The organism is Mucilaginibacter sp. Mucisp86 (assembly GCF_047324315.1).
Taxonomy (GTDB): Bacteria; Bacteroidota; Bacteroidia; order Sphingobacteriales; family Sphingobacteriaceae; genus Mucilaginibacter.
Window position 1 is genome coordinate 1,858,285 of sequence record NZ_CP168503.1, and the last position, 20,810, is coordinate 1,879,094.

Genomic DNA, 20,810 nt, shown 5'->3' on the forward strand with positions numbered 1-20,810 from the left:
AATGAGAACCACTAATACAAGGTTTAACTCGAAAAATCAACTTCAGCCTGCCGATATCAGAAGATACAACTGGTACATATGGCGTACAGTGATAGCCCTTTTTGCTTTTGTGATTATCATGATAACGCTTACCATTTTTGATGTATTTGGGCAGCTGCCTTCGTTCCGCGATTTGGAAAACCCCAAAAGCAACCAGGCTACAGAGATCATCTCATCTGATAAGCAGGTTTTAGGTACTTACTATATTCAAAACAGGTCAAACGTTACTTACCGCGAATTGTCGCCCAACGTGATTAATGCTTTGGTTGCTACTGAAGATAAACGCTTTTATGACCACTCGGGCATCGACTTTGGCCGGAGTTTTACCATTTTCGCGCATTTGCTCATCGGGCAAAAACAGGGCGGCAGTACTATAACCCAGCAGTTGGCACTTAACCTTTTCTCCGAACGATCGGCCAATCCGTTTAAACGGATCATTCAAAAACTACAGGAATGGGTTACGGCTGTTAAGCTTGAACGTCATTATACCAAGGAAGAGATCCTGACCATGTACCTCAACACGGTTGATTTTGGCGCTTACAATACTTATGGCATTAAATCGGCAGCGCATACCTATTTTAATACCACGCCCGATAAATTAACACCCGATCAGGCCGCTTTGTTAATAGGCATGGTTAATGGGCCGGGCATTTATTCCCCTATCCGCCACCCGGATAATGCACTTAAAAGACGTAACCTGGTATTAAACCGTATGGTTGAGCAAAGTTTTCTGAGCGAAGGCCAGGCCGAAGAATATAAACGCAAACCCCTTGGCCTTGATTTTCACCAGAATAATCACTTTGACGGCCTTGCCCCTTACTTCCGTTCGGTACTGAAGAAAGAAGTTCAAAAGATCTTCAAAGAGCAGAACATTAACCACCCGGATGGCACTCCTTATGATCTTGACCGCGACGGTTTAAAAATATATACCACTATTGATGCCACCATGCAACAATATGCGGAGGATGCGCAGCGCGATTACATGAAGGACCTGCAGGCTCAATTCAATGATCACTGGCGCGGCCGTAACCTGTACAAAAGCATCCACAACTTTAAGTTTTTGCTTGATCAGGGTATGCAAAAATCCGACAGGTACAAGCAACTGAAACAACAGGAAAAATCTGACGAAGAAATTCAGGAAAACTTCCAGACCAAAACCATGCTTAACCTGTTTACCTGGCATGGCAATATCGATACCATGATGCGTCCTATCGACAGTATCATTTATAGTAAGATGTTATTGCGTAATGCGCTCATGAGTATGGACCCAACAACCGGCTATGTTAAAGCCTGGGTGGGCGGTACCAACTTTGAACACTTTAAGTATGACCAGGTGAAGAACGGCACACGCCAGGTAGGGTCAACAGCCAAACCGTTTACTTACGCCGTGGCTATTGATAATGGTTACTCTCCATGTATGAAAATCAATAACGTGCCTGATACCATCCGCGGTTATGGTGCGCCGTGGTGCCCGCGCTCCTCACCATCCGAAACATTACAGGGTTTCATTACTTTAAGGCAGGCTTTAGCACATTCGCAAAACTGGGTTACCGCCCACGTTATGGGCGAAGTTAAACCGGAGCCTGTTGTTGAGCTGATCAAAAAAATGGGCATCACAACTAATGTTCCGCCTTATCCTTCAATATGTTTGGGTACGTTTGATGCCTCAGTTTTTGAGATGACGGCTGCTTACTCGGCCTTCGCTAACCACGGTTTGTGGACAGAACCTACTTATATCTTACGCATCGAGGATAAAAATGGCAACGTATTGTATACGCATACTCCACGTGTGGTGCAAGCCATGAACCCGCAAACAGCTTATGTAATGACCTACATGCTTAAAGGTGTTATTGAAGATGGTACCGGCTCAAGGTTAGCCTACAAATACGGCTTGCGCAACCCGATCGGCGGCAAAACAGGAACAACCCAAAATAACTCCGACGGTTGGTTCATCGGCATAACCCCACAACTGGTTACCGGCTTGTGGACAGGTTGTGAAGATCGTGATATCGCCTTCCAGAGCACCCGCCTTGGGGAAGGAGCTAACAGCGCCCTGCCAATATTTGCCATGTACATGAAAAAGGTGTACGCTAACCAGGCATTGGGTATTAAAAAGAATGTTGATTTTGACGCCCCTGCAAACGGGGTTAGCATCATATTGGATTGCGGAGCCTATAACCAGCAGCAACAGGGAACTACTGATGTAGATAAGAAATTGGGATTTTGATAGTTCATTGGTTCACTTGTTCATTAGTTCATTGGTAAATAGTTCAATAGTATGAGTCATCACTCGCTCGAAGATTTAGAGGTATACAGATTGGCTGATAGTTTTAGTGATGAGATTTGGTTTATTGTAAGCTCATGGGACTATTTTACTAAGGACACTGTTGGAAAACAAATAGTCCGTTCAGCTGATTCTATCAGTGCAAATATCGCGGAAGGCTATGGAAGGTACCACTATAAAGAAAACCGCAATTTCTGTTACTTTAGCCGTGGTTCAATTTTGGAAACAAAAGGCTGGCTACAAAAGTCAAAGAAAAGAAATCTGATAACGGAGGAGCAATTCAACGATCTGTTTGAAAAGCTCCAGGTCATTCATCTCAAATTAAATGCGTACCTTAAATTCATTGGCAAGCGGGACGGAAATGACAAGGGAGAGTAATAAACGATAAACTGCATTTATTGGTAAAGCAGGGGACAATCACCAAGCAGACCAATGAACCAGTGAACTAATGAACTAATGAACCAATTCGATTATAGGGCAGCACTAAAAAATATCCCCCACAAACCCGGGGTATATCAATACTGGGATAGTGAGCAGGAGTTAATATATATTGGCAAAGCCAAGGACCTGCGCAACCGTGTTGGCTCGTACTTTAACCAGGATATCCATATTAATGCCAAAACAAGGGTACTGGTATCCAAAATCCGTGCTATAACTTTTACCATCGTTGACACTGAGGTTGATGCCTGGCTGCTGGAAAACAGCATGATCAAGAAGCATCAGCCGCGTTACAACGTAATGCTTAAGGATGATAAAACCTACCCATGGATCATCATTAAGAACGAAAACTACCCACGCATTTTCTGGACCCGCCGTATCATAAAAGATGGCTCCAAATACCTTGGCCCCTATGCATCGGTTAGTATGATGCATAATATTTTAGGGCTTATTAAAGAAACTTATCCATTACGTACCTGCAACCTGCAGCTCACCCGCGAAAACATAGACAAAGGTAAGTTTAAGGTTTGTTTGGAATACCAGTTGGGTAACTGCAAAGGCCCCTGCCAAAACTATCAAACCGAAGAAGACTATGATAATAGCATCGAGGAAATTAAAGATATCCTTAATGGCAAAATAGGTGCGGTTCTTCGTCGTTTAAAAAATGAAATGGAAGCTGCTGCCATGGAGATGAACTTTGAACTGGCCCACCGGCTTAAACGCAAGTTTGAACTGCTTGAAAATTATCAGAGCAAATCAACCGTTGTTAACTCATCTATTACCGATGTGGATGTGTTCAGCATTGCATCTGAAGAGAAACTCGCTTTTGTAAACTTCCTCAAGGTGATGAATGGCACTATCATCCAAACGCAAACCATCGAGCTAAAAAAACGGCTTGATGAAAGCGATGAGGAATTGCTCACGCTGGCCATATCCGAGTTCAGGAGCCGTTACAGTAGCGACAGCAAGGAAATCATTGTTCCGTTTGATATCGACCTTGAAGACCATCCTAACATCAAATTCACGGTACCTAAACTCGGCGAAAAACGTAAGCTGCTTGATCTTTCGCAAAAGAATGTACAGTTCTTCAAAAAAGAAAAGATTGACCAATACGAAAAGCTGAACCCAGAGATTCGTACCGAGCGCTTACTTACGCAGATGATGAAAGACCTGCGCATGAACCAACTGCCACGCCATATTGAATGTTTTGATAACTCTAACTTCCAGGGCAAATACCCGGTATCGGCCATTGTGGTATTTAAAGATGGAAAACCATCTAAAAAGGATTACCGCCACTTCAATGTTAAAACCGTTGAAGGCCCTAACGATTTTGCCACTATGGAAGAAGCCGTACATCGTCGTTACCGCCGCATGCTGGATGAAGGGACGGAGTTACCACAGCTTATCGTAATTGACGGCGGCAAGGGGCAGTTATCATCGGCTATGCACAGTCTCAAATTATTGGGTATAGATAAAAAAGTAACTGTAATAGGCATCGCCAAACGTTTGGAAGAACTTTACTATCCTAATGACCAATATCCGTTATATCTCGACAAAAAATCAGAAACGCTTAAAGTGATCCAGCACCTGCGCGATGAAGCCCACCGTTTTGGGATCACTTTCCACCGTAAAAAACGCGATAAAGGCACATTGGTGACCGAGCTTGAACTGATAGAAGGCATAGGCAAAACTACCGCCGAAAAGCTGCTTAAGTACTTTAAATCGGTAAAGAAGATCAGGGAAGCTAATGAAGAAACATTGCTTGAAGTAGTGAATCTTAAACAGGCTAAAGCAATATTAATGTATTTTGGTGGCGGAGCAGAGATTGAACAAGGCTAATATCTGAGATTTTCTAAAAAACAAAGGCCCGGTTCAATCAACCGGGCCTTCTTTATATATTGAGGTAGTAATTTTTATTACTGAGCTATATAAAATGATTTTTGATCGCCATCCTGGTAAACATGGATTGATTTTTTAACCACCTGGTTATTAGTGTAGATTTCCATAGTGTATTCACCATCTGCTAAACCGTTTAACACATAGCCTTTGCTCACATCAGTTTTGCTGGGCACAATGTCTTTCAATAAAAGCTCATTATCTTTATTGTAAACCTTTACAACTGACTTTCCGCTTTCAGTTTTGGCGAAGTTCACTTTCAAGCCGCGATCGTGGTCAAGGGCTTTAAAGCTTACAACTTCTTTGGCTTTGGGAGTAATGTCGGCATTACCTTCGTCGGCTTTGGCTACTGTGGTAGCAAATACACCTGCAGTTAATAATACAAATAAGGCTGATAATTTTATTGAGGTTTTCATGGCTTTAAGGTTTTAATGTTTTAAAATATGTTGTGTTGTTGTTTTCAATGATCAAATGAACAACATATATTTTGACTGCTAAAAAGAGTTATACCAGCTGTTGATATAAATAGACAAAGCCCCGAAAGGGCTCGGCAAACGCTAAAAAGGCACTATTTACCCCACTTTCGGGAGTTGGTCGGATTTTTTGGGGAGTTGGTCGAAAGCTTTAAGTTATTGGTCAGGCGGGAGGTGAGAATGGCCTATTAAATCCATCGCAACGTCGTGCCGAACTTGTTTCGGCAACCCACCCCACAAGTAGCAGATTTGCTTAGCATAGTTGATTAGCGAGAGTCATGTTGAAACAAGTTCAACATGACTCTATATTTTTACTTTTAAGCCCCATGATAAACTCCAAAAGCAAAAGGCTCATAAAACAAAAACAGGCGATGAAAATTCATCGCCTGTTTTGTAAAATCTTGTTTAATCTTTACCCTGTTAGTACTGCCAAAGGTTAAGCTCCCAATCTAAAAGGGATTTTTTAATCCTTTCCGATTCGTAAAGCTTATCAATGCCCTGGGCATAATCTTTTATACGCTCATCCTTGTCGTTACTTTCTTTTACGATATAGCTGGTAAAGATGCGTTTGATAAATACGTCGTCGAAGCTTAAACCTGTGGCATCACTGCTGCGGCTAACTACCTCTTTAGTTGCAAGTACCGGGCGTGCTTCAGGGAAATATATCCAAAAAGCTGGTTGATAGTCTACATCAAGTGTACCGGTTCCTTTGGGTTTGATCATTGGAGCAATACCGATAATGCGGGGCTCAAACACCGAGCGCTGCTTGTCAAAGATCCAATCTTCCTTGATACGGAACTTAAGTATGCTATCCGGATTAAATTCGCCAGCAACAAGTGTTGATGATATAACGTTATTGTCCTTATCGCGTTTTTCAACTACACTGCTGTCAGATGCTAAACGGCCGCGGGCCTGGGCACCTGTTAAAGGAGTGGTAAAACCATCGCCTCCCGGATCATCTTTTTTACCCGGAGTAGGGTCATAAGCTGTAAGCTCGCCCCTGGTAATGGCATCCAGCAACACGTCAATTAAACGACCTTTAGGTGAAGCCAGGTACTGGTTCATTTTTTCGCGTACATCAATTTCACGCCAAACACGTTTTGCAAACGCAACATCATTTTCGCGCAGGTTAGGGTAAGGTGTAACCTTGGCATTAATGATATTATTTTTCTTATAGTAACCATCAAGTGGCCTGTCAAAAGGTTTTGCGGCGATTTTACGTGCTGTATCAAGCGGCTGCTGGCTGGTTACGTTATCCGGTTGAACCTGTACAGGTTTCTGCGTTACTTGTCTGGCTGTGGTTGTTTTTTTTGCAGGCCTTTTTGTACGCTTTTTTTGCGCGTAGGCGCTTACGCATGCAAGGCACAGGATAACAACTAAAATTCTCTTTTTCATACGCGCTTAATTTGCGGATAATACAATCGGGTCAAGTGACCGTGGTGAATGGTCAGGGCCTACTGCAATGATATCTTTAAATATCACAGTAGTTCCTGGTGTAACCGTATTTAAAGCACTGTGCATAGCACTGGTTAACTCACCGCCCGAGCCTGATAAAATAATGGCATCCTGGCGTGGTTTTACAACCAGCATAGTAAAGTGCGTTACGTTAAATTTAGCATCAAAGTCAAAGTTATCAAGCTGGGCAAAAAGCCTGTCCTGCGCTTTGATATTGGCCGAGCTGGTGTTACCACCGCTTTTACCGGCAAATTGTGGCTTAGGGTCAGGGATCCTTTTAATACGGAACTCTGTTGAACCTAATACTGCTCCTTTTGCACCACTAACAGAAATAGTAGCCCTGCCTATGCTGCTTACTGTAGCCGTATAATGTCCAGCTGAACCGCTCAAAGAGCCGGCTCCGCTAAAATGCACGTTTAAGTCGCTTGCAGATACTCCCGGTGCAGATACAGAGATAGGGTTAGGGACACCTATATAAAGCACATTCATTTTATCAGGAGAAATAACCGCCGAGGGCCTTGCAACCGTATATTCCTGCTTAAAGGGATATGAATCATTTTTGCCGGTTGTATTATTTTTTACCGTGATAAAACCTTCCACGCTATGTTTTCCTTCACCGCTTGCGGTAATGGTATAATTACCTTTACCTTCTGTTACAGAAACCCTGCTACCATTAACAGTAATATCAGGGTTTGATTTTGAATCGTAAGCAGTTAAAAAGATCTGGGCAGTATAAGGTTGTCCGGCTATAACATAGCTGCTTGGAGCTACCACTACAGCACTAAATTTATCAAGTGTAACCTGTGCCTGATCAATTTTTCCTAATAACTTCTTAACAACTTCATTTTCGGCATTCTTATTATCAGCTTCTATTTTGGCTAAAGTAGTAAGCGCTGCACCTAACGGTATACCATCGCCAAAGTTAGCTTCCTGCCATGATTTTTTAACATCACCATGTGGCTTGGGTGCTATGGTATTCAGTGAAAACTGTACACCCGCGCTGTCTTTACCCAGGGCTTGAAGCAGTCTTTGACGGGTTTCGTCAATTTTAGCTTTCAGCTTTTCCCCATTTCTTTGGTTGATCATGATACGGGGCGAAATATCCAGATTATCCCGGGCGTTAACATCGTCAATCTCCGGGTTAATGCCGCCACCTTCTGCAATCAATTTGGCTTTTAACTGCTCAACGTAAGTATTTAGTTCTGCAGCTATAGCACTTGCCTGTTTAGCCTTATCATAAATAGGCTTAGCCCTTTCAGCTTGTTCTTTCAGTTTGGTAGCCTCAAAAGCGCTATATGTGGCCTGTAAACCAGTGTTAACGTTTTTGGTTGATGCATCCAAACTATTTGTAATATTCTTAAACGCGTCTAACAGGCTATCCGGTACGTTAAGGGCAATAAGGCCCAATAGTACCAGGTATAGTATACCTATCATTCGCTGTCTTGGGGTTTCCTTACCTCCGGCCATCTATTCTAATTCTTTTCTTGGTAATCAATCAATTAATTATAATTAAACACGTGGCTGGTTCATGGCAGTAAGCATGTTACCATAAATAGCGTTTAATGATGCCAGGTTTTTAGCCAAACGACCAACCTCTTCCTTAAACTGCCTTGAATCGTCCATTGATTCATTAAAGTTGTTCATGGTAAGCGCAAGGTTCTGATAAAATTTATTCATTGATTTTAAATGCGCGCTTGAATCTTGTAATTCCAGCTCGTACACAGCATTAAGTGCCGATAAGTTTTTAGCTAATTGGTTAACCTGATCATGATAAGCCTTTGAGTCGACATTTGAGTTAGCCATCTCATTTAAATTAGCCGATGCTTTTTCAAAAGAAACACTTAACTTTTCATAGCTTGCAGTTGCATCTTTAACCTTGCTTGTAAACGCAATAGTAGCTTCACCGGCATCGGTAACACGTGATATAGCTGCTACTTTATCACCAAATGAACGTAAACCATCGCCAAGGCTGCGCACCAGCTCGGGGCCGATTTTGGCATCTTCCATCATTTTATCCAAAGCAGCCGTTGTTGAAGGACCAGCATTAACGCCAGCGTTTCTAACAGTTGCTTTTGGAAGCTCGCCCTGAAAATCTTCGCTCAGCTCGGGGTATACGCGTACCCAATCAATTTCTTTGTCTTCTCTCTGAAAACCCAGTATAAAAAACAGTATAGCTTCAGTAATAAGCCCTCCTGCTATCCAGTAGGTGGCACCAGGCCAGTGCAAAATTTTAAACATTAACCCTATAATCACCACTGTAGCACCCCATGATACGATGTTACCTATTCCGTAAGGTTTTTTCTTTCCAGCCATAATAATAATTCAGAAGTAAACTTTGTTATTTTTTGATTTGATTGTTTGCTTGCTTTAACTAATTTGAATTAGCGTTTGTCTGTGATGTCGCGCCCTAAATAATGGGTTACACAACGGAAACCGATATATGATTTAGCGGTGTCCTGGTATTCGTAGGTCCGGGTTGAATTTTGAAGAAAATATCCTATATCTTTCCATGAACCACCGCGTACAACTTTACGTTTCAATATTTCGGGGTCGGTAGATTTAGCTTCGTAATTAAAGGTTGGTGCAAGGTCGTGCACAAATGTCGATGCCGATTCGTCAAAAGCAGATAATGTCCATTCGGCCACGTTACCTGCCATATTATATAAGCCGTAATCATTAGGGAAATATGAACGAACAGGAACCGTATATGCCCCGCCATCATCTGTATAATTACCACGACCGGGTTTAAAGTTTGCCAGCAAGCAACCTTTAGCATTTTTAATATAAGGGCCACCCCACGGATAATCGGTACCTATCCTGCCGCCACGTGCTGCATACTCAAACTCAGCTTCTGTTGGCAAGCTATATGGAGCGCGGTGAGGTAAGCGGCGTTTATCTTTATAAGCATCATTATAACGTGTACGCCATACGCTATAAGCCCTTGCCTGTCTCCATGTTACACCCACAACAGGGTAATTACGAAAAGCAGGATGTGAAAAATAGCTTTCAACCATTGGCTCGTTTGCAGCGTATGAAAAATCGCTTAACCAAACTAAGGTGTCAGGATATACAGGCACGGTATCGCGTACAATGAAATCAGAACGATGTTTTGATTTATCATTATGGTGATCTGCTGCATCGCGCAGGGTAAACAAAGCGTAATTATATTTTAGCAGGCGAACGTCAACCTCATTACGGTCAAATACACGATCATCACCCTGGTAATACATACCCTGCAATTTTTGGGCATTGCTTGCCTGGCCGTTCTTGCTGCTCCAGATAGGATTTTTCTTAACATAATCCCAGTTAATGAACTTTTTGCCACCATTGTTGTTGCCGGCTCCGGCTTTAGGCTGAATGAAATATTTATTATCGTTAATATAACTGCTAATTGCTATTGAATCGCGAACCCAGTTAACAAACATTTTATACTGACTGTTGCTGGTTTCGGTTTGATCCATAAAAAATGGCGAAACTGTAACCTGTTTGGTTTGCGCTATCTGGGCAAAAGTTACGTCCTGATCAGTTTGCCCCATAAGGAAGCTTCCACCCGGAATATAAACCATGCCGTAAGGAACTTCGGCCCTAAACGACCTTGCAGGAACCCCCACAACTTCACCCCGGTCGCCACCGCCGCGGCCACAACCACTTAATACACTACCTGCTAAAACTACTACTAAAAAGTATATCTGCTTCATTTTACAATTCAAAATCAGTTATATAACTATAACACAATGCGACGCCCGAATATATTACATTTTACTCAATGTAAGCTATAAAAAACGATATTTTGGCTTTATGAACCGATAAACTGTATACTTATCTTATCAATACAGCACAAAACGCCATATAATTAACAAACCGCTAACCAATTGTTAATATGACAATTAGTTAGCGGTTATACGGGTAAATACTATAAAAAGTTGCAGCCGGGTTAAATAAATTTATAATCTACTTATTCACAAGCTTTACATATTGCTCAATAGCCATGGTCATTGATGGCGCAACAGGGGTTGGAGCAGGTATATCCAAAATTAAACCAGCCTCAAGCACAGCCTTATGGGTAGTTGCCCCAAAGGCGGCAATGCGTGTATTATTTTGTTTAAAATCGGGAAAGTTTTTATACAGCGATTGTATACTTGACGGGCTAAAAAATGCTATAACATCGTAAAACACATCAGCCAAATCTGAAAGATCACTGCAAACAGTGCGGAAAAGCACAGCCGGGGTAAAGTTATACCCGTTCTCCAGCAAAAAGCGCTGGGTTTCTTCGGCAGCAACATCTGAGCACGGGTAAAGGAACTTTTCGGATGAGTGTTTCTTCAATACCTCTGCCAGGTCGGCAGCTGTTTGCTTGCCAAAAAAGATCTTGCGTTTGCGGTATTGAATATACTTTTGAAGATAAAGCGCAATGGTTTCCGAAAGACAAAAGTATTTCATTTCAACCGGCACTTCAAAACGCATTTCTTCGCATATGCGAAAAAAATGATCGGCCGAGTTACGACTGGTAAAGATCACCGCGCTAAAATCAGCCAGATTGATCTTCTCTTTTCTGAAATCCTTTGCAGGCACACCCTCAACATGAATAAATGATCTGAAATCAATTTTCAGGTTAAGCTTTTTAGCCAGCTCGGCGTAAGGATTTTTATCATTTTCGGGCTTAGGCAAAGTAACCAGTATGCTTTTAACCTTTTTCTTTCTATCTTCCAATTCAGTGCTTTTAATAACCTAAATTTTAATATTCAATGCCTTTATTAAAATCAAAACAGGGCAAATTTCGAGGGCACAAAGATACGTAAATAAATAAAACTTATGAAATCGAAAGGTAGAAATTATATTTACGCTGCTCCTGATATATTGCCATATAAAAATTACGATGATTATAACGAGTGTGGCTGTTAGTAATACCGGGATATATTGCGCCCCGAGCAGGCTGAAACAGATAACTACCGGTAAAAAAACAAACGATATGTTAAAATAGGTAAGATGCAGAATATTAAGATATTCGCTCACAAGCTTATTAATATCAAACACAAACCCTAAAAACCTGAGTATTAAAAACTTAAACGAGAACAATATAATAATCACAATGGTAAGGAAGGTAAACAGGCCGCTGCCTGCTATTTTATAATAAACGCCTTTGTACGCCGCCAGTTGATATAAAAACAAACCAAACGTAGCGCAAAACAGTAAAAATAAACCCAGGAAAGCCCAGGAGCTAACCGGACTCTCTTCTTTACCGGCTATTGAAAGCACGCGCTTGCTATAAAAAGAGGTAAATACATTACTTACATCTTTACTGAGGGCAAGATTAAGGATAGCTGTATATAGCAGCATGGCAATAATAATCACAATAACCCAGGGATCACGCGAGGGACGGTAGTGCCCTTCCATTACCCTGCTTTTTGACCTTGAATGAAGATCAAGAAAGCCATATCCATGATATAATTCGCGGGCAAAAACACTATCGGCGTATTCGGCGCGCATGGCAGCGTCGGGCACCCTGAGGTAACGCATAGCAACGGAATCGGCAATAAATTTATCCCTGTTTTGCATGGCGTTGGCCACCGAATCAAGTACCGAATTGCCGGGGCGAAAAGCACGTACAGGTGATTTTAAAGGTGTATCAGCCACCGTTGAATCCTGTTGCGCAAAAGCGGCAACGCCATTCAACAAAAAAAGCAGGCAACACCAAATAACCAAACGGATTCTCAAAGCTTAAAACAGGGCTTATTATTTTTTGCAAAAGTAGGGTAATTATCTGAACCAGAATTTTATCAATTAATATTTTTTTTGAATTTTATTTGAACGCTTAGTCCCTGCCCTCTATTAAAAAGTCGGATTCTTATAAAGAAAAGTCTAATTAATACAATCGGAGGAGAAATCGGCAAAATATATTTGTTGTTACATTAGCTGCGATAACTAACCTCCTAACGGATTAATGAGAAATTTAGGCTAAACCTAAAGATTATTAACAGCCTGATGGTCAAATAATCAGCGTGAGATCAAAACCAATAATTAAACAGTTAACCTAAATGCCGATCTGGAACATTTAAATTTTACATATAATAATTTAAATGCCAAAAAGTGTAAATTATGAAAATAAATATCCGGTTATTATTATTAATCCTGTGTTTATCCTACAAAGGATATGCCCTGCAAAACACCGTTATAGTTAGCAGCCCCAATCGGCAAATTAATGTCAGCATATTCATTTCAAAAGGCAAATTGTTATATAAAGCAGCAGTTAATAATGCAATGCTGATAGCCCCGTCTCGCCTGGGTTTAACTGTTGATGGTACCGACCTGGGTGTTGAAACCAAATTTGCCGGTGCCCCTTCAAATAAAAAGATAAAAGAAACTTATATCGTTAATGGGGCTCACAAATTGGCACATAATGAAGCCAACGAGATGATGATTCCGTTAATAACAGCCGGGAAGAAATTCAACTTGATAGTGCGCGCTTATAATGATGGTATAGCTGTACGCTACACATTACCTTATAATACCCAAAAAATCAATGCCGACTCAACCTCGTGGGCGTTTTCGGGAAAAGTAGAGCAGGTTGCCTGGTCGGATTATAGCGAAAGTTATGAAGGCTTAAGCCATGTAACCTCGTTGCCGTCTGTTCCTCAAAATACACCAATAATGGGTCCCTTAACTTTTAATGTAAACGGGCTTTTTGCATCTGTTTCCGAAGCAGATTGCGAAGACTTTTCAGACATGTCTTTTATACGCCATGAAAATTCCTTTAAAGCAAACTTCCCTTTTGCACCTAAGGGATGGGAAGTAAAACCGGACAGTAGTGCCGGACATGCTGTACTTAAAGGTATTTATGAAAAGCAAAAAGTATCTCCATGGAGAGCAACCATCATAGCCTCAAATTTAACTGAACTTGTAAACTCAGACCTGCTCATGAATCTGTGCCCGGCACCGCAAAAAGGCAGCGACTTTAGTTGGGTAATGCCAGGCCGTTGCTTATGGCAATGGTGGAGCGTTGGCGCCCCCAGGTTCGCCGACCAAAAAAGTTGGTATGATGCGGCGGCTAAATTAAAATGGGAATATTATTTAGTGGATGACGGGTGGAGAAATTGGAGTGAGCCAGGTAAAGATCAATGGCAGCTTTTGGGAGATGTAATATCATACGGAAAAAGTGTTGGTGTAAAATCAATTGTTTGGGTTGATTCTAAAGAAATGCGATCGGCGGCGGCGCGCTATGCGTATCTAAAGCGAATCAAAGATTTGGGTGCGACAGGTATTAAAATCGATTTTATCCCTTACCCAACGTCCTCCATTATGCAATGGTACATGGGTACCATGCAAGATTGCGCAGACCTTAAACTGATGCTCAATTTTCATGGAAGTGTAAAACCAACAGGATTAACAAGAACCTATCCCATGGATATTACAAGGGAAGCCGTTAGGGGTAACGAATATCACATGACCCGGTATAAAAGAGTAGCGCCGTTTGAACATGAGGTATCTTTACCATTTACACGTTTTACTGCCGGTGCTGCAGATTTTACCCCGGTGATACTAAATCCGGAGCAACTTACATCGCAAAAATTCACCTGGGCCCATGAATTTGCTCAATCCATTGTATATCTTTCTCCTATCACGCATTTCGCAGACGAATATAAATTTTACCTGGAGAGCCCAATGTTTGATTTATTTCAGAAGATACCTACAACCTGGGATGAGACAAAAGTTTTAAGCTGTACCCAAATGGGGGAAGTTGTTGCTTATGCACGCAGAAAAGGAAACACCTGGTGGGTTGGCGTAATGAATGGTGCCGATGCACGCGAAATAAAGGTTCCGTTAAACTTTCTGCAACACTCAACGAAAGGCACATTGATATATGATGGGGCAGATACCAACGCATCTGTCCATCGCGAAGAAAGATTACTCAATCCAACAGATACGATTACTCTGAAGCTATCGCCGGGAGGCGGCTTTGTAGCTATGTTGCAATAAACAAGGCGTTATATGGCATGTGGCGTGTGTAGAGCATAGCCGCATGCCAGGCCATGCTCTATGCACTTCCTTTGCACAAGAATACGGTATTGGCACAAAAGACATCATCAATTAAAAGTACATTACTCCGTAATACCCGCAGCAGCCCAGAACACAAGGTATCCGGCTTTATCTTTACTTACAGCAACTTTTTTAAGAACCCGCCCGGGATCAGGATGAATATTCAATACATCAATATTATGATGATCATTTTCGGTCATCTTATTTCCCGGCCCCCATTTGGCCAGGTTATGTACAGCATAGCTTAAATTGGGGTCACTTTCTGGGAGATCATTATAATAGTCGGGAAGGAGAAAATCCGTGATTTCGCTGCCGTCGGTATAAGTTAACCTGATATGCAGCTGCGAAGAACCTTCAGAACTGGTAAGGCTTAGATATAAACCCGAATATTTTTTATGAGGTACATCAAAACTAAAACTATCCGCCCCAGCTATATTGCGGGTTTGATTGCCTTCCTTTCCGTTTTTATAGTGAAGTAATATTGCGGGATGAGATGAATTAGCCGGGATCAATGGATTATCCGGCAAAGCATGCGCGTTTTTATCGCCATTAAGTTTTGCTGCAGCCGCCGTAAGGTAACCATCTCCTTTACCGCCACCATCAATACCGGTTACCCAGGTTTGCAACTTACCACCAGTAATTGTTGTTACAGGGCGGGCATTTAACAGTTTACTGATATTAATTTGGATAGCTTTGTTACGTACCTGACTACTGGCCACAGTGCTGGATAACAGGACGATAAAAAATACAGCGTGTTTAAAGTTCATTGTTCAGGATAATTGGTAACTAAAGATAGCAGAAAGCGTAAACCCTTATTGCACAAATACCGGCTTTAGCCAAAAAATAATTGCATTACCTTTGCCGCATGGCAGGCATCTACATACACATTCCCTTTTGCAAGCAGGCTTGCCATTATTGCGATTTTCATTTCAGCACATCATTAAAGTACAAGGATGAAATGCTGCATGCTTTGATTAAAGAAATCAAACTGCAAAAAAGCTATCTGAACGGCGAAACTATCGAAACCATTTACTTTGGCGGGGGTACTCCTTCTGTTTTAAACGGCGATGAAATCAGCATCATCATCAATACCATTACCGAACTGCACACCGTATCATCTACAGCCGAAATAACTTTGGAGGCCAATCCCGATGATCTAAAACCGGACAAACTCAAAGCACTAAGACAAACACCGGTAAATCGCTTCAGTATAGGGATCCAGTCGTTTTTTGATGAGGATTTGGTTTGGATGAACCGTGTGCACCGCGGGCAGGAAGCCGAAGCTTCAGTAAAGCGTGCCCAGGACGCCGGCTTTGAAAACATTACTGTCGACCTAATTTATGGCTACCCCATGCTCAGCGATAGCAAATGGAAACAAAACCTGGATAAGGTGTTTGAACTTAGCGTTCCGCATGTATCTACCTATTCCATGACCGTTGAACCGCAAACCGCGCTGGCGGCTTTCATCAACAAAAAAAAGCAGCCCCCCATGAACGAGCTCCAAAGTGCCGAACAATTTATGGTGCTAATGGATGCTATGCTGGCCCACGAGTTTGAACATTATGAGATATCCAATTTTTGCAAACCCGGTCAATACTCCCGTCACAACTCCAATTACTGGAAAGGTGTAAAATATTTAGGCATCGGCCCATCTGCGCATTCTTATAATGGCGATACCCGGCAGTGGAACATTGCCAATAACGCAAAATACATGCAGGCGCTTGAAACCGGGAAACTACCGGCAGAAACCGAGGAGCTCACTGAAGCTAACCGTCTGAATGAATATATCATGACTTCGCTACGCACTATCTGGGGCCTTGAGTTAATCAAACTGAACCAGATAGCCAAAGGCGCGTCCGATGAATTGCTCAAAGCTGCAGCCGAGTTTCTCGACAGGGAATGGATTATACAAAAAGATAATGTTATTTATCTTAGTGCAACAGGTAAGTTATACGCTGATCATATTGCGGCGGGCTTATTCTTTTAAACCAATTTGCCTGGTAACAGTCAATACATTGTTACAAAGCAAAATGATGTTTAAATCTGTTTAGCTTTACTAATCGTATCTTTAAATGATACTTATCCTGACTATTATAAATTATGAAAAAACTAATCATCGCTACTTTTGCATTATTGGCTTTTGCCATTGCTCCAAAAGCTTACGCTCAGAAAACAGTTGGCGGCGCAGTTATGTCTCCGGCTAAAAACATTGTGCAAAACGCATCGGGTTCAAAAGATCATACTACACTTGTAAATGCAGTGAAAGCAGCGGGGCTTGCACCAACGCTATCAGCAGCAGGACCTTATACAGTATTTGCGCCAACTAATGAAGCTTTTGCCAAATTACCGGCAGGCGCAGTTGATAACCTGATGAAACCAGCTAACAAAGCAGGCCTCATAAAAACTTTAACTTACCATGTAATACCCGGCAAGCTAAGTACTGCCGACTTGCTGACCAAAGTAAAAGAAGGTAAAGGCAGAACCGAATTAGGTACACTAAGCGGCGGCACCATAACGGTAATGTCGCAAGGGGCCAAATTATACCTTGTTGACGAAAAAGGAGGTAAATCATGGATCACCATTGCCGATGTTGCTCAAAGTAACGGCGTTATCCATGTGGTGAATGCGGTGCTGATGCCAAATTAAGTTTGGCAGTTGTAGTTGCAGTTAGCAAAAGAATTTTTGAAAAGAGTTGGCAGTTAATAACTATCAGCTCTTTTTGTTTTACTATACTACTTATAAAAACAGCTACTCGCTACTGAAAACCACTGTCATTAAAACTTCAAAATTGCCTCAAATTGTTTACATATTTTTTACAAAGAATTAATTTTGCTCGTTAATTAATTTGTAAAAATGAGTATAAAGCTTACACCTATTGACAGTGTAGACAATATAAGCAAAGAGGATTTTGTTAACAATTACTTAAATCCGCGCAAACCGCTTATAATCCGTAAAGCGACTGAAAGCTGGCCAGCCCTCCAAAAATGGACTTTCGAATATATTAAAGAAACCGTTGGCGATCAAACAGTTCCGCTGTATGATAGTTCAAAGGCCGATCCATCCAAAGCTATCAATGCATCTGCAACCGAAATGAAGTTTGGCGACTATATCGATCTCATTCAAAAACAACCTACCGACTTAAGGATCTTCCTTTTCGACCCCATAAAGCATGCTCCAAAACTGCTGGACGATTACCGTTCACCGTCAGATTTAATGGGCGGTTTCCTGGATAAATATCCCAACATGTTTTTCGGCGGTGCAGGCTCAGTAACATTTTTACACTACGATATCGACCTTGCCCATATATTCCACACGCATTTTAATGGCCGCAAACATGTAATGTTGTTTGACCAAAAATGGACAGAACGCCTGTATTGTATCCCGTTTGCAACCTACGCTCTTGAAGATTATGATATCGAAAACCCGGATTTTACCAAATTCCCTGCGCTTGATGGTGTTGAAGGGCAGGAGGCTATTTTAGAGCACGGCGACACCTTATTTATGCCTACCGGTTACTGGCACTGGATGAAATACCTTACGGGTTCATTCTCGATATCGCTTCGTGCCTGGGATAAATCATGGGCTATTAAAGCTAAAAGCCTGTATAACTTAACCATACAGCGCAAGTTTGACAACATAATGAAAGCCCGTTTCAAAAAGGAGTATATGGACTGGAAGGAGAACCTCGCTATAAAACGAGCTCATGATGCCCTTGCTACCGGCAGACCATAATATTGAGAATATGTTTATACTACTTTGGGGTTTATTTCGTTATTTTGAATGCTTATAAATAACTAAGGAACAATATTGTAACTTTAACTTAAAATTAGCATAACCCCCTAAAGTAATAAAACTATATATGTGCTTCATCCTTAACCCGATCGATACGGTTGAAAATATTTCTCCCGAAGACTTTAAGAAGAATTATTTAGACCCTCGTCGCCCGCTGGTTATCAAAGGGCTTACCAAAAGCTGGCCTGCCCGCGAAAAATGGACGCCCGAATATTTAAAACAGGTTGTTGGCAACAAAATAGTGCCGCTGTATGACAACTCAAAGGCCGATCCGTCGAAACCCATCAATTCATCGGCAACTGAAATGCCTTTTGATGAGTACATAGATCTCATTCGCAGCAAACCAACCGAATTAAGGATTTTTTTCTTCAACATCTTCAAACAGGCTCCGCAGCTTTTAGATGACATTGTATTACCTAAAGATTTGATGGGCGGTTTTTTAGAGAGTATGCCTGCCATGTTCTTCGGCGGTTCAAACTCGGTTACGTTTTTACATTATGATATTGATCTTCCGCATATTTTCCATACTCACTTTGGCGGTCGCAAACATGTGATCCTGTTTGAAAACAAATGGAAACGCCGCCTGTACTGTATCCCTAATGCTACCTATGCTTTGGAGGATTATGATGTGCTAAACCCCGATGTTAAAAAATTCCCGGCGCTTGACGGCGTGGAAGGCATTGAGGTATTTCTTGAACATGGCGATACCCTGTTTATGCCTACAGGCTACTGGCACTGGATGAAATATGTTGATGGTTCATACTCGCTAAGTCTTCGTGCCTGGGATGCAAGCATAAGCCGTAAAGCAGCAAGCTTGTATAACCTAGCCGTTAAAGGAGGTGTAGACAGCGCCCTGAAAATGGTATTCAAAGGTAAGTATGCTAAATACCGTGAAGGCCTGGCTGTTAAATGGGCTAATAGGGAGCTGGCAGCAGGAAAGCCTTTTTAAAGTCGGAAGTATTAAGTTTTTAGCATTAAGCCAATCATAAACAAAAAAAGGCTGTATCATAAATCAAATTGCCCACCCTTACTGTTGCGTTACCTATGAATTGAAGGTTAGCCGATAATATTTATTACAAAATGGGGGGTTTACACTTTTTTTGGCAAAAAAACACTCAATTAACTGATTGTTAGCTACATAAGTAAATGTTAACCCTAAATTGTGTTAACCCTGTTAACCCCCCTTTGTTAGTAGAGTCAATCCAACCCCAAATGATATTGCTTGAGCATCCGAATAAGAACAAAACAGGCTGATCATGATTTATGATACAGCCTGTTTTTGTTTATTAAGCCTGTTTTTTATAATATTCCTTAACAGCCTCAGGTAAAAGATGCGGGTATAAATTAGGCTCTTCCCTGATCCTTGCAGCCGCGACGGGCACAACTTTGCAGGGCTCATCGTAAATAACACTTTCGCAATCCAGAAAGCGGCCCATATAAGCGCCGTAAGCCTCGGATGCAAATATCACATCAATATGCGGTAAGTTCTTTTTTAGATAGCTGGCCCAAAGCCTCGACATGTTTTCTATCGAATCGCCGGCACCCGGTAACATCGCCTCATCATAGCTTAATAACACAGGTTTAACCTTATCATTATCCGCGTATGTTTTTTTGAGCCAGTCAAGCCGCACATCGCCTGCAATAGGCTCATCATCACTGGCACCAATGACTATTATAAGCTCATCACAGTGTTCAAGGGCATAACTTATCAAAGTCATGTGCCCAATATGCAGCGGCAAAAACTTTCCAATGATCAAACCTCTTTTCATGCAGCAGTATTAAATCAGCACCTCGTTTTTATTTAATCTCTTATCTCCAACCACTAATCTCATCACGAAGTATGGTCGCAAACTATCTTCCACTCGCCCTTAATCTTCCTGAACCACAACGTAAAATACCCTCCGGGAGCATCCTTTTCCCGGGTTAGCTTCCATCCGCCTAAAACAAAGGCGTTGGTTTTATCAAGTACCTTTATTTGTATAATATCAAAAGTGAGCTGCCCCATAGCAGCTTTATCAGGATATGTTTGCTTATAGTGTTCAAGTGTTGTTTGCCAGCCGTATGTAGGAGCTGTTTTCCCTACAAAAACCAGCGAATCTGATTTCCAGTAGGTTGTCATAAACTCCTCAATATTGCCCCGGTTCCAGGCCTCTTCCTGTGTGTGCATTACTTTCAGGATGGCTTGCCTGTCCTGCGCAAAACAATACACAGCTACGAGCATAAACACAAAACTCAGTAATAATTTTCTCATATAATAAAGATAGCCTTTTGTCTGAACCTGAATTTTAAGAATTGCCCGAATTAACAGAATTAAAAAGAAAAAATTCAATTAATTCTTCAATTCAATTAATTCCGGTTAAGACAATACAGTATATTTGGATTTCATCGACACTAAAAAC

General features: G+C 41.6%; 18 protein-coding genes. 8 read left to right on the forward strand and 10 right to left on the reverse strand.

Going from position 1 to position 20,810, the window contains the following annotated elements; translation table 11 throughout:
• Position 1: 1 nt before the first annotated feature.
• The 3 genes from ACEN9X_RS07650 to uvrC all read left to right on the forward strand — a co-directional run bounded on the left by ACEN9X_RS07650 (position 2) and on the right by uvrC (position 4,600).
• Positions 2-2,266, forward strand: coding sequence for a transglycosylase domain-containing protein (locus tag ACEN9X_RS07650; RefSeq protein WP_413669809.1), 2,265 nt, complete (start codon positions 2-4; stop codon positions 2,264-2,266).
• 51 nt (positions 2,267-2,317) lie between these two features.
• The gene (locus ACEN9X_RS07655) at positions 2,318-2,701 is read left to right on the forward strand and encodes a four helix bundle protein (protein WP_413669810.1); all 384 of its coding nucleotides are present in this window, start codon (positions 2,318-2,320) and stop codon (positions 2,699-2,701) included.
• A gap of 78 nt (positions 2,702-2,779) precedes the next feature.
• Complete coding sequence (gene uvrC / locus ACEN9X_RS07660) at positions 2,780-4,600, forward strand: excinuclease ABC subunit UvrC (RefSeq protein ID WP_413669811.1); 1,821 nt, start codon at positions 2,780-2,782, stop codon at positions 4,598-4,600.
• 77 nt (positions 4,601-4,677) lie between these two features.
• Here the strand turns inward: uvrC and ACEN9X_RS07665 are convergent, their stop codons facing one another.
• The 7 genes from ACEN9X_RS07665 to ACEN9X_RS07695 all read right to left on the reverse strand — a co-directional run bounded on the left by ACEN9X_RS07665 (position 4,678) and on the right by ACEN9X_RS07695 (position 12,219).
• Positions 4,678-5,073, reverse strand: coding sequence for a hypothetical protein (locus ACEN9X_RS07665; RefSeq protein WP_413669812.1), 396 nt, complete (start codon positions 5,071-5,073; stop codon positions 4,678-4,680).
• Positions 5,074-5,550: 477 nt separating this feature from the next.
• The gene (gene gldN, locus ACEN9X_RS07670) at positions 5,551-6,525 is read right to left on the reverse strand and encodes a gliding motility protein GldN (RefSeq protein ID WP_413669813.1); all 975 of its coding nucleotides are present in this window, start codon (positions 6,523-6,525) and stop codon (positions 5,551-5,553) included.
• Positions 6,526-6,531: 6 nt separating this feature from the next.
• The gene (gene gldM / locus ACEN9X_RS07675; protein WP_413669814.1) at positions 6,532-8,052 is read right to left on the reverse strand and encodes a gliding motility protein GldM; all 1,521 of its coding nucleotides are present in this window, start codon (positions 8,050-8,052) and stop codon (positions 6,532-6,534) included.
• A 42-nt stretch (positions 8,053-8,094) separates the two neighbouring features.
• A complete protein-coding gene (gene gldL, locus ACEN9X_RS07680; protein ID WP_413669815.1) occupies positions 8,095-8,898 on the reverse strand; it encodes a gliding motility protein GldL in 804 nt (267 codons plus the stop codon).
• A gap of 68 nt (positions 8,899-8,966) precedes the next feature.
• Positions 8,967-10,283, reverse strand: coding sequence for an SUMF1/EgtB/PvdO family nonheme iron enzyme (locus tag ACEN9X_RS07685; RefSeq protein WP_413669816.1), 1,317 nt, complete (start codon positions 10,281-10,283; stop codon positions 8,967-8,969).
• Between the two features lie 253 nt (positions 10,284-10,536).
• A complete protein-coding gene (locus ACEN9X_RS07690; protein ID WP_119407058.1) occupies positions 10,537-11,295 on the reverse strand; it encodes a uroporphyrinogen-III synthase in 759 nt (252 codons plus the stop codon).
• 18 nt (positions 11,296-11,313) lie between these two features.
• Positions 11,314-12,219, reverse strand: a complete 906-nt coding sequence (locus ACEN9X_RS07695; protein WP_413669817.1) for a DUF4271 domain-containing protein — start codon at positions 12,217-12,219, stop codon at positions 11,314-11,316.
• A gap of 462 nt (positions 12,220-12,681) precedes the next feature.
• On the opposite strand from ACEN9X_RS07695, the gene ACEN9X_RS07700 reads away from it, so the two are divergent.
• Positions 12,682-14,559, forward strand: coding sequence for a glycoside hydrolase family 97 catalytic domain-containing protein (locus tag ACEN9X_RS07700; protein ID WP_413669818.1), 1,878 nt, complete (start codon positions 12,682-12,684; stop codon positions 14,557-14,559).
• A gap of 122 nt (positions 14,560-14,681) precedes the next feature.
• Here the strand turns inward: ACEN9X_RS07700 and ACEN9X_RS07705 are convergent, their stop codons facing one another.
• A complete protein-coding gene (locus ACEN9X_RS07705) occupies positions 14,682-15,386 on the reverse strand; it encodes a hypothetical protein (RefSeq protein WP_413669819.1) in 705 nt (234 codons plus the stop codon).
• Positions 15,387-15,484: 98 nt separating this feature from the next.
• Here ACEN9X_RS07705 and hemW point away from each other — a divergent pair, with 98 nt between their 5' ends.
• From hemW to ACEN9X_RS07725, 4 genes are all read left to right on the forward strand, one after another.
• Positions 15,485-16,606, forward strand: coding sequence for a radical SAM family heme chaperone HemW (hemW, locus tag ACEN9X_RS07710; RefSeq protein WP_413669820.1), 1,122 nt, complete (start codon positions 15,485-15,487; stop codon positions 16,604-16,606).
• 113 nt (positions 16,607-16,719) lie between these two features.
• Positions 16,720-17,265 (forward strand): fasciclin domain-containing protein, encoded by a 546-nt coding sequence (locus tag ACEN9X_RS07715; protein ID WP_413669821.1) that lies wholly within the window; start codon positions 16,720-16,722, stop codon positions 17,263-17,265.
• Positions 17,266-17,472: 207 nt separating this feature from the next.
• The gene (locus tag ACEN9X_RS07720; protein WP_413669822.1) at positions 17,473-18,351 is read left to right on the forward strand and encodes a cupin-like domain-containing protein; all 879 of its coding nucleotides are present in this window, start codon (positions 17,473-17,475) and stop codon (positions 18,349-18,351) included.
• 127 nt (positions 18,352-18,478) lie between these two features.
• Positions 18,479-19,360 (forward strand): cupin-like domain-containing protein, encoded by an 882-nt coding sequence (locus ACEN9X_RS07725; protein ID WP_413669823.1) that lies wholly within the window; start codon positions 18,479-18,481, stop codon positions 19,358-19,360.
• Positions 19,361-19,697: 337 nt separating this feature from the next.
• On the opposite strand, the gene ACEN9X_RS07730 is transcribed toward ACEN9X_RS07725, so the two are convergent.
• Positions 19,698-20,180, reverse strand: a complete 483-nt coding sequence (locus tag ACEN9X_RS07730) for an adenylyltransferase/cytidyltransferase family protein (protein ID WP_413669824.1) — start codon at positions 20,178-20,180, stop codon at positions 19,698-19,700.
• Between the two features lie 62 nt (positions 20,181-20,242).
• The gene (locus ACEN9X_RS07735; protein WP_413669825.1) at positions 20,243-20,662 is read right to left on the reverse strand and encodes a YybH family protein; all 420 of its coding nucleotides are present in this window, start codon (positions 20,660-20,662) and stop codon (positions 20,243-20,245) included.
• Positions 20,663-20,810 lie beyond the last annotated feature (148 nt).

Excerpts from the sequence above, each read along its gene's own strand:
- ACEN9X_RS07650 (WP_413669809.1), top strand. The coding sequence starts at position 2 with ATGAGAACCACTAATACAAGGTTTAACTCGAAAAATCAACTTCAGCCT.
- ACEN9X_RS07655 (WP_413669810.1), top strand. The coding sequence starts at position 2,318 with ATGAGTCATCACTCGCTCGAAGATTTAGAGGTATACAGATTGGCTGAT.
- uvrC (WP_413669811.1), top strand. The coding sequence starts at position 2,780 with ATGAACCAATTCGATTATAGGGCAGCACTAAAAAATATCCCCCACAAA.
- ACEN9X_RS07665 (WP_413669812.1), bottom strand. The coding sequence starts at position 5,073 with ATGAAAACCTCAATAAAATTATCAGCCTTATTTGTATTATTAACTGCA.
- gldN (WP_413669813.1), bottom strand. The coding sequence starts at position 6,525 with ATGAAAAAGAGAATTTTAGTTGTTATCCTGTGCCTTGCATGCGTAAGC.
- gldM (WP_413669814.1), bottom strand. The coding sequence starts at position 8,052 with ATGGCCGGAGGTAAGGAAACCCCAAGACAGCGAATGATAGGTATACTA.
- gldL (WP_413669815.1), bottom strand. The coding sequence starts at position 8,898 with ATGGCTGGAAAGAAAAAACCTTACGGAATAGGTAACATCGTATCATGG.
- ACEN9X_RS07685 (WP_413669816.1), bottom strand. The coding sequence starts at position 10,283 with ATGAAGCAGATATACTTTTTAGTAGTAGTTTTAGCAGGTAGTGTATTA.
- ACEN9X_RS07700 (WP_413669818.1), top strand. The coding sequence starts at position 12,682 with ATGAAAATAAATATCCGGTTATTATTATTAATCCTGTGTTTATCCTAC.
- ACEN9X_RS07705 (WP_413669819.1), bottom strand. The coding sequence starts at position 15,386 with ATGAACTTTAAACACGCTGTATTTTTTATCGTCCTGTTATCCAGCACT.
- hemW (WP_413669820.1), top strand. The coding sequence starts at position 15,485 with ATGGCAGGCATCTACATACACATTCCCTTTTGCAAGCAGGCTTGCCAT.
- ACEN9X_RS07715 (WP_413669821.1), top strand. The coding sequence starts at position 16,720 with ATGAAAAAACTAATCATCGCTACTTTTGCATTATTGGCTTTTGCCATT.
- ACEN9X_RS07720 (WP_413669822.1), top strand. The coding sequence starts at position 17,473 with ATGAGTATAAAGCTTACACCTATTGACAGTGTAGACAATATAAGCAAA.
- ACEN9X_RS07725 (WP_413669823.1), top strand. The coding sequence starts at position 18,479 with ATGTGCTTCATCCTTAACCCGATCGATACGGTTGAAAATATTTCTCCC.
- ACEN9X_RS07730 (WP_413669824.1), bottom strand. The coding sequence starts at position 20,180 with ATGAAAAGAGGTTTGATCATTGGAAAGTTTTTGCCGCTGCATATTGGG.
- ACEN9X_RS07735 (WP_413669825.1), bottom strand. The coding sequence starts at position 20,662 with ATGAGAAAATTATTACTGAGTTTTGTGTTTATGCTCGTAGCTGTGTAT.